This is a genomic window from Cytobacillus praedii (assembly GCF_001439605.1).
Lineage (GTDB): Bacteria > Bacillota > Bacilli > Bacillales > Cytobacillaceae > Cytobacillus > Cytobacillus praedii.
Map to the genome: position 1 here is coordinate 13,424 of NZ_LMBX01000001.1, position 13,081 is coordinate 26,504.

Consider the following 13,081-nt stretch of genomic DNA (forward strand, 5'->3'; position numbering starts at 1 on the left):
ATGAAAAGCTCTAGTTCAAAGGAGATTAAGAGAGGGCAAGCCATTTCATTTCGTATCCCTTCAGATACCCCTGATCATCTATTAGGGCATTTACAAAGGCTAAAGGAAATAGAAAGAAGGAATTTTTCGAGTAAGATTGCCGAGTATGTGTTACAAGGGGTTGGACAATCTTTTTCAAAGGAACGGGAAACGATTACGGTTCCTCTTCCTCATAAATTAAGTAAATCACAACGAGATTGGTTAAAACATGAGCATTCGGAGGCCGTAATGGGTTCGATTGTTTACCAGCTTTTAACAGATCCCATTCGTACAACTGCTTTGCTTGCATCGTTAAATAGTAATTCCCTAGATATTAATGAGGCCTTGTATTTGCAAGAAGAATTGCCGAACGAAGAGGTACCAGATACGGAAGCATCCTTAGCAAGTGACTATTTAAGTGCTTTTGAGAAAAAAGCTGATGCCGAAGATTTAAGTATTATGGATGATTTAGATGCATTTGATTGGCAAAAAGTAACAAAAGACAAATCGATAACAGCAGAAGAGCAACAGGCTGACATGGAAAATGATCTAGACAGTCTGTTAGGGGATTTTCTTAATAAAATGAATAAGTAGCATGATAGAAAAGAGAAAAAATTGCAATTACAAAATAAACCTCATTAACAACTATAACGGGGAACCGTATCATAAGTAAATGAGTTTTTACCCCACATAAATTTTAAAATAATCACTGTGAAAATAAGTAAGAAATAATTAAATGGCTCTCATTAATTGGGAGCCATTTTGATTGAATCATTACCCTATTCTAAAAAAAATGTTTAAAGGGAAAAAGTAAGTTTTAAATAATTTGATAAAAAGTACATGTAGATTTGTTATTTCGAACGTACCAAAAGTATAATAAGGTTTTAAAAAAACAGCACCATTCCTTTAAATGTGGAGTGCTGCTGTTTGTATTAAATAGTAATTTGTTACATTTACTAAAAAACTACAATATTTGTCGTTTCCTTGGGGAGGTTATGTTAATTTTTTGATATTATTAATTTAAGTAAACTAAAATCCCTTTTTAATCTGGGTGAAGTGAAAAGATGGGTATATTAGAGGATAATGAATAATTAAATATAATTTTTAGTGGTTCATAAGAATTGATAGGTGGTAACTAGATAGAGGAGCAGGGAGTGGTTGAAATGAATCAATTTCTTCAGATGGGAGCAAATACAGCTTTAAGTTCCCCAAAAGGTAATATTATTGTTAGCCATGAAATTTCTAATTCGATAGATATTTCCTTAACAGCTTTCCTTTTAACTGATTCAGACAAGGTTCAAGGAGATAGCGGAATTATATTTTATAATCAGCCAACGAGCTCTTCTGGTGTAGCCACCCTTATACCAGCTGAGAGAGTAGGTAACACAAAAGTACATAAAATTAATTTTGACATGAGTAAAGTCCCTGTAGGCATTACTAAAATAGCTATAACTCTTACAGAGGATAATAGCACAGGATTTTCAAATGTGAAGAATTTAAAGGCAGAGATATGCACGGATCATAATATTATTCAGTTAACCCCATCTAGCTTCAAAAATGAAAATGGAATAGTAGTATTAGAATTATATCTAAGGAATGGCCAAACAAAGGTAAGATCAATCTGGCGCGGATTTGATTCTGGGCTTGAAGGGTTATGCAAAAATTACGGTGTTGAGGTTGAACCTGATGAGCAAAACAAGCCATCTGAACCTAAAACTATTCAAAAACAAACTCAAAAGGAACCTGATAAGACTTTAACTGTCCCTGGAAATTATAATAGTCAAAACACGTTGTCAACAATAAGCCTTGAAAAGGTAAAGGGTAAGATAAGTCTGGAAAAAGGTCAAAAGCCAGTTATCATTGAGAAAACACCAGAGATTACTGCTACGGTATCTTGGAAGACTGGGACGGATTATGATATTTATGCTTTAGTTTATACAAAGAATGGGAAGCAGATAGATGTAGCAATGTTTGGAGCTGAAGGAACACCTCCCCTTTATCAGTTTGGTAACGGTGCAGTGGAACATATGGGCGATATTGGGAGAAGCGGTGGATCAAAGAAGACAGAAATAATTAAATTAAGGTTAACGAATGAAATTCTCGCAGTGGTTCCTGTGGTTTATTCTGCTCAGTCAAATGGGACAGGCTCATTCTATAGATACAAGGTATCCATGAGTATAGATAATCATAACGGAACTTCCGTTACCATCTCCTCTAAGAATGCAAATAATAATGATAGAATTTATACATGTGTGCCCGGAATACTTCATAATACGCCAGATGGAGTGATTATAAGCCCATTAGAGCTTTACAGTAAGCCAAACTCAGAGAATAGGCCTAAACTTAAGATGGGTTCTTCAAATATGGTAGAAGTTATAATGGATAAAGGACCCAAAAATGATTACAAGTAGACATGAAAGAGTAATATAAAAAGTGCGTAGGATATTCGGAAATTTCCAATCTCGAGTAAATAGGTCTTGAGAAAGTATTGAGTAAATAGATATTTCTATTAATTAAAATCTAAGATGTCGTACCTTAAGTAAATGAAATCCCAACTTTGAACGAAGGTTGGGATTTTTATTGTTTTTAATTTAGGATACTTTTCATTAGAAAATGGAGGAATCCCTTTTATCTTGATAAGCTTTTGTAGCAAGCAGGGCCAGCATTAATACGAATTCAGCTATATTATGTAAGGCATCGGTTTTAAAAAAGTGGAACATTGGTGCGAGGCCCATTATCAAGGTGCCAATAAAATACCATGGCCATTTTTGCCTTATCCAGATGAAAATCGATGTGACGGCTAACACAATGGAGACACCAATGATCATGATGGGAGGTCCGTCTCCAGTTCTTGCATTTTTATAGCTTAAAACGCCATAGTTCATAGCAGGCTCTAGTGAAATTCCCCTGACCACTGTAACGAATTCAATAATAATCAAACAAAGGGTCAATAAAGCAGCGAGCCATGGGACGATCCCTTTTTTTGCCCATTTTAGATTTGCCTTTACTAAAGTATGCCAGGCAAATAGGACAAGCAATGGAGTGATAAGGGCATGCAAATAGTATCGGGCTAGGTTTAATGTTCTCAGTAAGTGTCCCTCTCCAATGTATTTCCCTAGCGCTAGGATCCCATTATCAAAAAGTAAAGCCAGAATAACAATCAGCAGTACATTTCCGATGTCATTCCTACTTTTCCCTCTAGCCAAAAGGCAACCTAGTACGAATAGAATTATGTATGCGATGGTAAGCAATGAATAGGTGACAGTATCCATGATTCGCTGCCTTTCTAAATAAAGATAGAAATTATAAGTCTATCTTATTGTATAAATAAAAACTAATTTTATTCAAAAATCAGCGAAAGTGAAGGCCTGCCAGGATCTATTCTCCATACATCGGGTCACTTAGATCAATGATTGTATAAGAGTTATATATATTTTTTTTTGCCTTTGTTATGAGAGTTTCTAACCGCAGGAAAAATGGGGTTAGCCTAATCAAATACTTGAGAATACCATGATGTTCTCTAAGAATCTCCCACTTTACAGCTAGCAGAGTAGGAAAGTGGTGAGCAGTTTGAGTGTTTTGTGATAACATATATAGGTGAAAATAAAAAAGCCTACATTACTAAGTCAGATTAGCTGATGATAAAACGATGAAAGTGGGTACAACTTTGACAATAATTAAAAGTATCATTGATTTCATCCTGCATATTGATGAACATCTAGTTGAAATCATCCAAAATTTTGGCAGTTGGTCATATGGAATCTTATTTTTAATCGTATTTGTGGAAACGGGAATTGTGATTTTCCCTTTCTTGCCAGGTGATTCTTTATTGTTTGCTAGTGGTGCTCTTGCAGCGATGGGGGCATTTAACATTATTTTACTTTTCATTATCTTTTTTGCCGCGGCGGTAATTGGGGATACTGTCAATTATCATATCGGCAGTAAAGTAGGGACTACCATCTCACATGGCAGTTTAATGGGGAGATTGATTAACCAAGATAAAATGATGAGAGCCCAGGCTTTCTTTAATAAGCATGGAGGAAAAACAATTGTGATCGCCCGTTTTATGCCGTTTATTCGCACGTTCATTCCTTTTATTGCAGGGGCGAGTAAGATGAATTACCGGTATTTCTTGATTTATAATGTGGTTGGGGCTGCATTATGGGTAGGAATTTGTACGATCTTAGGCTATTTCTTTGGCAATATTCCAATTGTCAAAGATAACTTTTCAACGGTTCTCTTAGCAATTATCTTTATTTCTGTGCTGCCACCCATTATCGGGGTGATTCGGGGAAAATTGAAAAAAGGATGAAGGTTTCAAAGATGTGGTTTCTACACACTCCAAAATAGTCACGGAGAACCATCTCATAAGTAGATGAGGGGTTTTTTAGCAGAATGAATGACGTGTCAAAAGCCATCCCAATACTATCAAATGTAACTGCATTCATTTGGGAAGTGATAGGTGGTCATTCCAGCAAGAGTCGGCTAATAAAGACTAAAAGGATCTATCAGGAAATGGTAGGTCCTTTTAATAATACTGATCCAAATCGATTAATCTCTTCAAGAATCGTTGATAATTCCATTCCTCTTTCGGTTAGGGAATATTCTACTTGTACAGGAAGAGAAGGAATGACATCCCGTTTGATTAATCCACTTTTCTCTAATTCTCTTAAATGCTGACTTAACACTTTTTTACTGACTCCATCAAGGTTCCTTTGTAGCTGGCCAAATCGTTTCTTACTAAATTTGAGATGCCAGATGATTAGTACCTTCCATTTTCCGCTAATTAAATCGACGACATAATCAACTGGACAAATATTTGTATTTTCCATATAGCCTCCAAGTGTAAGGGTGAAGAAATAATACCATATTTTAATAAAGATTACATTATGGTATAAACCATTTACTTTTGAAATTGTTGAACTAGTTGACCATTCTCATAATGGGAAAGCGGGTGAAAGGGAATAGCTGGTTCTTCAAAAAGATGCAAAAGTCTATTTTTATATAGTTCAAAATAATTGTTTCTAACTTCCAGGGGAGCTGCCGAAGGGAAGATAAAAGGTTCTAATACTTCTATTCCGCTAAAATACAGCTTTTCATGCTGAATATTAAACAATCTTTCCTCTAATTTCCCCTTTAATCCATATTCTCCATAATGGTTTAAGCTGGAAGCTCCATGAGTCACAGAGAGCATCGCCTTTTTCCCTTTTAACTTTCCCTTGTCATAAGTACCGGGGCCATAGGCATATCCCAAAGCGAACACTCGATCAAACCAGCCTTTTAAGATAGCTGGTGTCTCTGTCCACCAAATTGGAAATTGAAAAAGGATGAAGTCAGTCCAATCCAATTTTTCCTGTTCAAAAAGAATATCTTGTGAAAAAGACTTATTTTTAGAAGCATTCATTTGTTCCAATAAATAATTTAATTGGTTGGGATTTTTCCTTTCACTAAAATCATTTCCATCAGCTACTGCCTTGAAATTCATTTCGTATAAATCTGAAATCCGTACGATATGTCCTTGAGATTCCAATTGATAGCGGGAAAAATCCCTTAAGCTCCCATTTAAGGATGTGGGCTCAGGGTGTGCATATACAATTAAAATATTCATTTAAAATCCTCCTAGTGATTTATAAATTAACAGTAAATGAATCTACACTTCCTTTCAATTAGGCACTTTTAGGTAGTTGGGTTACATTTTTGTAACCTCTTTATTGAATTGTTATGTAATAAATGGACTGTGACAGTTTAGCAGAAATATAATGAAGAGGGAGAAATTAAACCGTGTCTGATGATATTAAATGTAGGGGGGATAAAATGAATAGGAACGAATTTCTAAAGATGATTGAACAGTCAGATATTGCAAACCATAAAGAGTATTTGCGTCAAGTTTTGAGGCCAGCAATCGATATACTTAAGGATAAAGATGCAGAACCACAATTGGGATGTAGCCGTTTTGGAGGAGCACCTGATTTACCAGTTGGCAGCGAATGGCCTACATATGGGATGAGGCCATATCGCTTTCTTGGCCAAATCAATTTTGCAGAAATCACACCAATTGATGCGAGTCTGCCTTCGAAAGGAATTCTGAGTCTATTTGCAGCAAATGACAATTCTGATGAAGACGATTATCTGGAGGCGTTTGAAGACGGATATATTCATGGGATATATATTCCTGAATCTGTGAATCTAGAGACTATAAGCCCGCCAAATTCAGATGTTGGCAAGGCGGCAGCGATTAAGTTTTCCACAACTATCGATATTCCTTACGACGAATATCAGATGAAGGACTGGCCATTCAGGGAAGACCAGAACGGACTATACACTGAAATACGTGATTCTCTACATAAAAGTTCAGACTATCTTTTTGGTTATCCCTCTCATTATACCCTAGCATATGATCCCACGCCGGGAGCAGAGTGGATCTCACTGTTAACGATTGATTCGGATGATGATCTTGAATGGTGTTGGCATGACGGCGATAAATTAATGATATTTATTGAAAAGGAACGTCTGAAGAATTTGGATTTTACTAGACTAAAGTCCGATGCAGGTTAAAGAGTAATTTATCATATACAAGAAGAAGCATTTTTGCGAAAAAGTAACAGCACCTTCTAATTGGATGGAGAGGTGCTGTTTTGTTATTTGAATGACTAGGTAATCATTTGCTTTATGAATTGTTGTATTTGTCTTTACGCTTTTGATTACTCTAATATTCTCCTTTGATTACAAAAAACGATCCTCGAATGGTTCCAGCTAGTTTAGACTTCTGCCGGGCAAATTTAAACTTTCCTTCTAACTCCTCTGGTACCTCCATCCCCTCTGAAAGCTTAAAGCCAACTGCCCGCTTCTTAGGGTTATCAACCATATACATGACGTTGACTCCAAGACCATCCTCAAAAAAGACGAAGGCCCATTTGATATTTTCTACTTGAAAACGTGACGTTTCTAAAGGTTTAGCCGCAAACTCAATATCACGTTCTTCTTTCAAAATGTGGGTCACATAATCAAGGGTGTCCTGACTCTCACTAGCTGGAACAACCGAAAATTCATGCTTGTATTTGTTCATAAAGTAACGAGCTTCATTCGCACGTAAACCAGCTAGAGCCTCTGCCGCTGGTGAAGACTCTAAACCAACCGTGGACACATTTTTAAAATCAACGATATAGGACATTTTTATTGCTCCTTCATCTCTTTATTTCCTAACAACTGGAATCCACATTTCACCATACAGTAAGCCGTTTTGCTGCCCCATCTCAACCGCTGCATTGGGCCCTCCGACATAAGCGACATTTTTTGCTTCTGGCAAAACTTGACCAAAGGCCATGCCAGTAAGTATATTACTCAACTCCTCAGATGTCTTAGCTTCCCCTTTAACAACGAGGTATTCTCCTTTAGGGAATTGAATCACTCTTGAAGCTTCTGGCAGTGACTCTTCTGTCATGACGCCAGCATAATGCATCATCTTGTTATTCACCGCTTCGTTCACGACAAACATGTAATCATTAGTAGCGATGGATTTTAATTTTTCAAGCCTTCCGTCCTCTTTAACGGCCTGCCAAAAGTCTGCCTTTTCCTTGTTAATGCCAGCATAGTCTGTATAATCGCTCTTAAGTTCAGTCCCAATACCTAAAACAGTAAAGCTTTCCTTCTCTTCTAAATTATAATTTGTCATAATTAATCCCTTCCTTTTTTTAAATTGATCAAATGATTTGTCTTTTCACTTGATGAGTTTATAATAACGTTAAATCATGTCAAAAAATGATACTGTTTAGGAGGACCCGATGAAAAAAGTTGAACGGATTAATATCATCATGCGCTATATCAACAACCGATCTCACTTTACAATTTCTGAAATCATGCGAGAGTTTAGCATCTCACGTTCGACAGCGATTAGAGATATTAGGGAAATTGAAGCCATGGGGATGCCGCTTGTTGCTGAAGTTGGACGGGATGGGGGGTATTTTGTCATGAACAACTCTGTCCTGCCTACAGTTCGCTTTACTGATAATGAGATCAAAGCTCTTTTTATTGCCTTTATGGCTACAAGAAATCTGCAGCTCCCTTATCTAAAGAGCCGTCAGTCTTTAGCTGAAAAATTACTCGGCCTTATCTCAGAAGCTCAGCAGGAAGATATTGTTCTTTTAAATCAAATTTTGCTATTTGAAGGGACCAACCCGAATAATCCCGACCTGCTTGATCTTTCAGACCTCCCTCATCCGATGTTGGAAAAACTAATTCAAACGCTTCTGTTAGATAGCTATCTATTGATTACTATTACTGAAGAGAAAGCAATAAAATCTTATTCCATTTATCTTCTTCACCTTTACCGTGAAAAAAGCCTTTGGCTGATTGAAGGCTTCGACTTAAAGGATGAAAAGAGGAGAATTTTTACTGTAGATAATCTTATTGATGTTAAACCATACCCGACGAAAAAAAGAATAAGCAAAAAAAAGATGTTAGAAAAACTAAGTAAGCAGGAAGAAGTAATTAACCTTGTCCTTGAACTTGGTCCAAAGGCAATTGCCCAGTTTAAAAAATACCATCCTTTAAAAGTTTCAATTTCCTATACGAATCCTTACCAAACTACAGCTATTTTAAAAACTTTTATCAATGTTAATCATTCTGAAGAGCTGACCGAAATAACGAATTGGCTGCTTTTCCTCGGTGGAGATATCAAGGTTAGGGAAATGCCGGAGGAAATCTTAGAAGTTTTACAAGGGAGATTATTCCTATACTGCCCATAAGCAGTGCCAGTTAAAACCTCTACAAATTATGAGTTTGATTCCTTACCAGTCCTCCAAAGATAATCTTTATTTATTTATCAGATTATTCTAAAATAACGGTATAATGTTGGTCAAAGTCTATTCATTTCTTTTTATTAAGAGTAAGAGCAATGGCCCTACCTTACGAGTATTACCCAATGAATAGATTGAACTGTATAAATGCATAAATTGTTCAAACTCTTACATATCAAATGACCAAGGAGTGATTGCTTTGGAATTAAATGATGTTATATTTGGACACAGGTCCATACGAGAATATGAAGATCGGGAAGTAAGTCAAGAGCTGCTGGAGCAAATATTAGATGCAGGCATTCGAGCCTCATCAAGCGGCAATATGCAAACCTATTCCATTATCGTTACAAAAGATAAAGAGCTAAAGCAAAAATTATACACTGCACATATGGAACAATCGATGGTCGTAGATGCACCGATCCTATTAACCTTTTGTGCTGATTTTAATAGAATGAGAAAATGGCTTATGCTTAATGACGCACCTGTCCATTTTGATAATTACATGAGCTTTATGATAGGGGCGATTGATGCGTCTCTGGCAGCGCAGAACTGTGCTTTAGCAGCAGAGAATGCCGGGCTAGGGATTTGTTATATGGGCTCGACGCTTGCCAATTGTGATCAAATTGGTAAACTGTTAAACTTGCCGCCTAATGTCGTACCGGTTATAGGTTATTCATTAGGCTATCCTGCGGAAAATCCTGCCCCGCGTGATCGGTTGCCAAGACATGGGATTGTTCACTATGACCAGTATCGTGATTATTCAGATGAGGAAATTTTAGAAATCTACAAAGATAGAAATGAAAAGGGATGGAAACGCTATATGGACATGCCAAGGCTAAAGGAAATGACAGAACGACTGGGATTAAAGAATCTGGCCCAAGTTTATACCATAGCCAAATATACGAAGGAATCTCATATCGAATTTTCACAGACAGTGCTGAAATACTTGGAGAAGCAAAACTTTATGAACAATGATGATTGATCGTTTTAAGTAAAACAATTGAGAGAATCTTAATCTAGGAGATTTCCCTTATATGTTGCTGTAAAAAAGATAAGATTTATCTAAATCAGATAAATCTTATCTTTTATTTTGTTTTCATATAGAGAGGGGCAGGAGGATATCAATGAAATTCATGCTTTTTATTGAGTCTAGTGGCTAGAACTTTAAAGTATTCTTTTACAAACTCCCTGAATTGGTGTGCGGTCTCGGACAGATATCTGTTTTTTGACCAGGCAAGCCCAATTGTCCGAAGGCAATTCGGCTCTGTAATACGAAGGCTATGCGGAAACTTGTCCAACTGATGAAGCAATGTGATTTCCGGGACAAAAGCAATGCCTAATCCTTGTTTTACTAAATCCCCTATCACGGTTGAATCATCTCCTTCAAAGGCAATATGAGGTTCAAAGCCAGCTTCTTGGCAAAACTGGTCTGTTAAATTCCGGAAACCGTAGCCGGTATGCATGTTGATGAATGTTTCATTTTTTGCTTCAGCCAATTTGATTGTGTCCCGGCTTGAAAAAGGATGGCCAGGGGGAACAATAAGGTGAATTTCCTCGGTTATCAGCGGTTCCCAAATGATATGCGGGTCTTCAATAAGTACGGAAGAAATGCAATAATCTATTTTTCCTTCAATCAGCTGATCTTTCATGGAAGAAGTAGATTGAAGGAATTGCTGGAATTTTACACTTGGATTCTTGGTTAGGAATGATTGGAGGAGATCTGGGAGAACTCGCGGGATGGTAACGGCAAGCGTAATTTTATTTTCTTGCTGTTTGGATAATGCTAGGATTTCCTTTCTCCCTTCATCCAGCTCCAGAAAAACCCGGTCTACCCGCTTTAAAAACACTTTGCCAAACTCATTTAATTTGATTTTTCGATGTTCTCTGTTGAATAATGGCGCACCCAAATCTTCTTCTAGTCTGGATATTGTTTTGCTGAGAGAGGGCTGGGCAATCTGAAGCTTTTGGGCCGCTTTCGTCATATGCTCAAGCCTAGCAACGGTCCGAAAATAATGAAGCTGTAAAAGTTCCATGTAACTATCCCTCCCTTATATAGACTAAAAGCTATTTATTTATAATGAATTATATATTATACATTATGCATAAAAGTAATTACTATAAGTAAAGTGTAAAAATAATAAAGGAAGTGATTGCTTGAAAGGATTACAGCTGATTAAGCGAGATTTAATGGCGATGTGGAAACATCCTCATGGTCGAATAGCTTTAATTTTCCTTATAATTGTCCCATTAATCTATGCTGGTTTCTTTTTAGCTGGATATTGGAATCCATATGGTAAGTTAGATAATCTGCCCGTAGCGGTTGTTAACCAAGATAAAGGATCTATGATGGATGGCGAACGAATCGAGGCGGGGAAAGAGTTTGTCAAGGAATTAAAGGGAAATCAGGAACTGGACTTCCATTTTATTTCGGAGGAAAAAGCCGACAAGGGATTAAAAAATGGAGATTATTATATGGTCCTTACCATCCCAAAGGATTTTTCCAAAAACATAAGTACACTAATGGATGATCAACCGATTCCTGCTAAACTTATTTCAAAGACGAATCCGGGCGAGAATTTTGTCGCATCCCAAATCAGTTCAACTGCAGTTGAAAAAATAAACGAAAAGATTTCAAAAAGCATTACAAAGACTTATGCAGATGGTGTATTTACTAAATTCAGTGAGCTGGCAACAGGATTAGAGAATGCAGGGAATGGCTCTAATGAGGTTTATCAGGGCATTAATGATGCCAATCATGCAATGGCTAAGCTGGGTGATGGATATAGCGAGCTTAACCAAGGAATGAATCAATTAACAGCAGGCAGCAATAAGCTTCTACATGGGAAAGAAGCTCTCTCTTCGGGTGCAGCTAATTTGGAAAAAGGATCCCTTTCCTTATCTCAAGGTATGGGAAAACTATCTGCTGGACTTGATACAATTAAAACAGGCGGGGAGCAAGTGACTATTGGGATAAAACAATGGTCTTCCGGCAATGAAAAGCTGCTTCAAGAGCAGACAAAGGCAAATGAGTCCGTGAAACTTCTTCAGGACCAAATGAATGCATATAGTAAGTCACATCCTGAAGCGGGAGAGGAACCAGAATTTCAAAAGCTTCAAGAGACTGCTAATGGCCTAGCTAAGGCGACTGAACAGCTTCAGGCAGGACAAACTCAGCTTGCTCAGGGAGCACAGAAAGCAGCAGCTGGGCAGGAGAGTATCGAGTCAGGTCTCGGTGAATTTTCCGACAAGCTTGATGAAGCGGCAGCAGGAGCTAAAGATTTAGCAGCAGGAACAGTAACATTCAACGAGGGCTTTGAAGCATGGGACAATGGTTATACTTCGCTAAACAATGCAATAAATAAAGCAGCGAGTGGGACCAAGCCGCTTAAAGAAGGCACAGAAAAAATAAACGATGGACTGGAACAGTTATCTGATGGGGCACATACTCTTTCTTCTAAACTGAAAGATGCTGCAGATAAAACATCAGGCATCTCAAATAGTGATTCATTGACCGATATGTTTTCTGAACCAGTCGTTCTGGAACAGATAAGCCTTTCAAATGTACCAAACTACGGTTCGGGCATTGCTCCTTACTTCTTATCACTTGCTTTCTATGTAGGCGGGATTATGGCATCAAATATCCTCCCTCTTGGAAGGAGGAAAGAGCGAATTGTAAACGGAACCCACCATTTAATCAATAAGTTGGGATTGGTATATACGATTGGAATTATTCAGGCGATTATCGTAGATAGTATTGTTCTAAGCGTGTTTAACCTGGAGGTGGCAAGCATTCCATTGTTTGTATTCTCAAGTATCGTTGTGTCGCTCACCTTTATGACCTTTATCTTAATGCTGGTTACTGTGTTTGGGATAGTAGGCAAGTTCTTGGCTGTAACTTTCCTTGTGTTCCAGCTGGCAACTTGCGGCGGTACATTCCCAATGGAACTCGGGACGCCTTTATTAAGCAAGATAGGACAATGGATGCCAATGGCTCATTCTCTCAAAAGCCTTCAAGAGGTAATTTCTTTAGGCAACTGGCATGAACTGCAGACCCAATTATTATTTTTGGTGCTTTATCTTGTTGCTGCAGGAATCATTGCCTGGGTGGCAAGTCATATGCAGCATCGTGAAACGCCGGTTCAACATGTACCTTCCTAATTTGCATAACCGGGGAGGCATATGTTTTCCATCTTTATCATTTGTTATAACAGGCTTTGGTGATTCATAAATATCTCGCTTAGGCCAGAAGAATGACTTTAACATAAGTT

At 37.6% G+C, this 13,081-nt stretch carries 13 protein-coding genes; 7 read left to right on the plus strand and 6 right to left on the minus strand.

All coding sequences use genetic code 11. The features are described from left to right. Window positions 1–612, plus strand: a complete 612-nt coding sequence (locus ASU02_RS00070) for a hypothetical protein (RefSeq protein ID WP_057759588.1) — start codon at window positions 1–3, stop codon at window positions 610–612. Window positions 613–1,181: 569 nt separating this feature from the next. Beyond that, window positions 1,182–2,429 (plus strand): TerD family protein, encoded by a 1,248-nt coding sequence (locus ASU02_RS00075; RefSeq protein ID WP_057759591.1) that lies wholly within the window; start codon window positions 1,182–1,184, stop codon window positions 2,427–2,429. 195 nt (window positions 2,430–2,624) lie between these two features. Here ASU02_RS00075 and ASU02_RS00080 read toward each other — a convergent pair whose 3' ends face one another. Continuing rightward, window positions 2,625–3,290 carry a hypothetical protein gene (locus ASU02_RS00080; RefSeq protein WP_157684468.1) on the minus strand — a complete coding sequence of 222 codons (666 nt, stop codon included), beginning with the start codon at window positions 3,288–3,290 and terminating at the stop codon, window positions 2,625–2,627. A 395-nt stretch (window positions 3,291–3,685) separates the two neighbouring features. Here ASU02_RS00080 and ASU02_RS00085 point away from each other — a divergent pair, with 395 nt between their 5' ends. Continuing rightward, on the plus strand, window positions 3,686–4,330 hold the full coding sequence (locus ASU02_RS00085; RefSeq protein ID WP_408607250.1) for a VTT domain-containing protein: 645 nt from the start codon (window positions 3,686–3,688) through the stop codon (window positions 4,328–4,330). 196 nt (window positions 4,331–4,526) lie between these two features. Here ASU02_RS00085 and ASU02_RS00090 read toward each other — a convergent pair whose 3' ends face one another. Both ASU02_RS00090 and ASU02_RS00095 read right to left on the minus strand, forming a co-directional pair. After that, a complete protein-coding gene (locus tag ASU02_RS00090) occupies window positions 4,527–4,850 on the minus strand; it encodes a winged helix-turn-helix transcriptional regulator (protein WP_057759599.1) in 324 nt (107 codons plus the stop codon). 71 nt (window positions 4,851–4,921) lie between these two features. Then, window positions 4,922–5,626 carry an NAD(P)H-dependent oxidoreductase gene (locus ASU02_RS00095; RefSeq protein WP_057759602.1) on the minus strand — a complete coding sequence of 235 codons (705 nt, stop codon included), beginning with the start codon at window positions 5,624–5,626 and terminating at the stop codon, window positions 4,922–4,924. Between the two features lie 206 nt (window positions 5,627–5,832). Between ASU02_RS00095 and ASU02_RS00100 the strand changes: the two genes are divergently transcribed. Next, window positions 5,833–6,573 carry a YwqG family protein gene (locus ASU02_RS00100; RefSeq protein ID WP_057759605.1) on the plus strand — a complete coding sequence of 247 codons (741 nt, stop codon included), beginning with the start codon at window positions 5,833–5,835 and terminating at the stop codon, window positions 6,571–6,573. A 151-nt stretch (window positions 6,574–6,724) separates the two neighbouring features. Here ASU02_RS00100 and ASU02_RS00105 read toward each other — a convergent pair whose 3' ends face one another. Continuing rightward, complete coding sequence (locus ASU02_RS00105; RefSeq protein WP_057759607.1) at window positions 6,725–7,189, minus strand: hypothetical protein; 465 nt, start codon at window positions 7,187–7,189, stop codon at window positions 6,725–6,727. Between the two features lie 21 nt (window positions 7,190–7,210). Then, entirely contained in the window at window positions 7,211–7,690 is a 480-nt protein-coding gene (locus ASU02_RS00110) for a GyrI-like domain-containing protein (RefSeq protein ID WP_057759610.1), read from the minus strand. 109 nt (window positions 7,691–7,799) lie between these two features. On the opposite strand from ASU02_RS00110, the gene ASU02_RS00115 reads away from it, so the two are divergent. Together ASU02_RS00115 and ASU02_RS00120 are read left to right on the plus strand one after the other, a co-directional pair. Next, window positions 7,800–8,762 (plus strand): helix-turn-helix transcriptional regulator, encoded by a 963-nt coding sequence (locus tag ASU02_RS00115; protein WP_057759614.1) that lies wholly within the window; start codon window positions 7,800–7,802, stop codon window positions 8,760–8,762. Window positions 8,763–9,003: 241 nt separating this feature from the next. Next, complete coding sequence (locus tag ASU02_RS00120; RefSeq protein ID WP_232426096.1) at window positions 9,004–9,795, plus strand: nitroreductase family protein; 792 nt, start codon at window positions 9,004–9,006, stop codon at window positions 9,793–9,795. A gap of 139 nt (window positions 9,796–9,934) precedes the next feature. Here ASU02_RS00120 and ASU02_RS00125 read toward each other — a convergent pair whose 3' ends face one another. Next, window positions 9,935–10,846, minus strand: coding sequence for a LysR family transcriptional regulator (locus tag ASU02_RS00125; protein ID WP_057759622.1), 912 nt, complete (start codon window positions 10,844–10,846; stop codon window positions 9,935–9,937). Between the two features lie 121 nt (window positions 10,847–10,967). On the opposite strand from ASU02_RS00125, the gene ASU02_RS00130 reads away from it, so the two are divergent. Then, complete coding sequence (locus ASU02_RS00130) at window positions 10,968–12,971, plus strand: YhgE/Pip family protein (protein ID WP_057759625.1); 2,004 nt, start codon at window positions 10,968–10,970, stop codon at window positions 12,969–12,971. Window positions 12,972–13,081: the final 110 nt, after the last annotated feature.

Bases quoted from the DNA above. Each gene is read 5' to 3' on its own strand.
- ASU02_RS00080 (WP_157684468.1), bottom strand. From the start codon at position 3,290: ATGGATACTGTCACCTATTCATTGCTTACCATCGCATACATAATTCTA.
- ASU02_RS00105 (WP_057759607.1), bottom strand. From the start codon at position 7,189: ATGTCCTATATCGTTGATTTTAAAAATGTGTCCACGGTTGGTTTAGAG.
- ASU02_RS00095 (WP_057759602.1), bottom strand. From the start codon at position 5,626: ATGAATATTTTAATTGTATATGCACACCCTGAGCCCACATCCTTAAAT.
- ASU02_RS00075 (WP_057759591.1), top strand. From the start codon at position 1,182: ATGAATCAATTTCTTCAGATGGGAGCAAATACAGCTTTAAGTTCCCCA.
- ASU02_RS00070 (WP_057759588.1), top strand. From the start codon at position 1: ATGAAAAGCTCTAGTTCAAAGGAGATTAAGAGAGGGCAAGCCATTTCA.
- ASU02_RS00110 (WP_057759610.1), bottom strand. From the start codon at position 7,690: ATGACAAATTATAATTTAGAAGAGAAGGAAAGCTTTACTGTTTTAGGT.
- ASU02_RS00115 (WP_057759614.1), top strand. From the start codon at position 7,800: ATGAAAAAAGTTGAACGGATTAATATCATCATGCGCTATATCAACAAC.
- ASU02_RS00125 (WP_057759622.1), bottom strand. From the start codon at position 10,846: ATGGAACTTTTACAGCTTCATTATTTTCGGACCGTTGCTAGGCTTGAG.
- ASU02_RS00090 (WP_057759599.1), bottom strand. From the start codon at position 4,850: ATGGAAAATACAAATATTTGTCCAGTTGATTATGTCGTCGATTTAATT.
- ASU02_RS00100 (WP_057759605.1), top strand. From the start codon at position 5,833: ATGAATAGGAACGAATTTCTAAAGATGATTGAACAGTCAGATATTGCA.